We start from the raw sequence: 1,237 nt of genomic DNA on the forward strand, positions 1-1,237 counted from the left end.
TGGTATGTCAACACTAAACTGGACAAAAATTATAAGGTCTGTTGCTTGAATTCCACAGGTGTTAAATAGCCCAGTGTTCCGTGAATTCGAATATTGTTGAACCAATGAACATAATCATCAAGTTCAAGAGCGAGCTGTTCAAGTGAAGAGAAGTGCGCTCCGTTAGCGAATTCTGTTTTAAATACCTTAAATGTCGCTTCAGCCACGGCATTATCATAAGGGCATCCTTTCATGCTCAGTGATCGCTGGATACCAAATGCTTCAAGAGCCTCTGAAATTAGTTTATTATCAAACTCTTTTCCTCGGTCTGTATGAAACATTTTGACATTATTTAAATTCGCCTGGATGCTCGCAATCGCTTGATACACAAGCTCTGCCGTTTTGTTTACGCCTGTACTATGACCGATGATTTCACGATTGAAAAGGTCGACAAATAGGCATACATAGTGCCATTTTTTTCCGACACGGACGTATGTTAAATCGCTTACAATAACCGCTAATTGTTCATCCTGCTTGAATTGACGCTGTAGTTCATTTTTTACTGGCGCTTCGTTACAACTGGATTTATGTGGCTTAAATTGAGCCACCGTATAGTTTGACACCAGCCCTAGTTCATTCATTAGGCGCCCTATACGACGACGGGAAACTTGTTTTGGTTGAGGTAATTTGGCCAACTCTTTCTTGATTTTACGTGTGCCATAATTATTACGGCTCTCTTTAAAAATACGAGCAATTTCCTTTGAAATCTCTGTATCTTCGGCTTTTTTCACACGTTTGCTAGATAGATTGGCATGATAATAATACGTACTCGTTGGTAGATTAAGGACGTTACACATTGCTGATACTGAATATTTGTGAGCGTTATTTCGAATCACATCTATTTTCGTCCCATGATCAGCGCCGCTTGCTTTAAAATATCGTTCTCCATCAATAATCTTTGATTTTCTTTACGTAATCGAGCCAGTTCATTTTCTTCTTCTGTTCGATTATCTTTGGCTGCGAAAGAGCCTGTTTCTTTATGATTTTTAATCCAACGATCTAACGCAGAAGGTGTAATATCATATTCTCTGGCAATATCTGTACGAGATTTACCATTTTCATAAAGCTTCACTAATTGCAGTTTAAATTCGGGTGTAAAAGTTCGACGTTGACGTGTCATAGTAGCACGCTCCCTTTAGTTAATAGTCTAAGTTTACAAGCCCTTATTTTATCTGTCCAACTTAGTGTAGCCTATCCA

Annotated in this window: 1 protein-coding gene; it reads right to left on the reverse strand. The window is 38.6% G+C overall.

What is annotated here, in order from left to right; translation table 11 throughout:
- Positions 1-29: 29 nt before the first annotated feature.
- A protein-coding gene (locus BN349_RS22840; RefSeq protein ID WP_087960641.1) for an IS3 family transposase occupies positions 30-1,159 on the reverse strand; the annotation gives its coding sequence in 2 pieces (ribosomal slippage) (positions 30-880 and positions 880-1,159; 1,131 coding nt in all).
- Positions 1,160-1,237 lie beyond the last annotated feature (78 nt).

Source organism: Bacillus sp. AP8 (genome assembly GCF_000321185.1).
GTDB lineage: Bacteria > Bacillota > Bacilli > Bacillales > DSM-1321 > Bacillus_AD > Bacillus_AD massilioanorexius.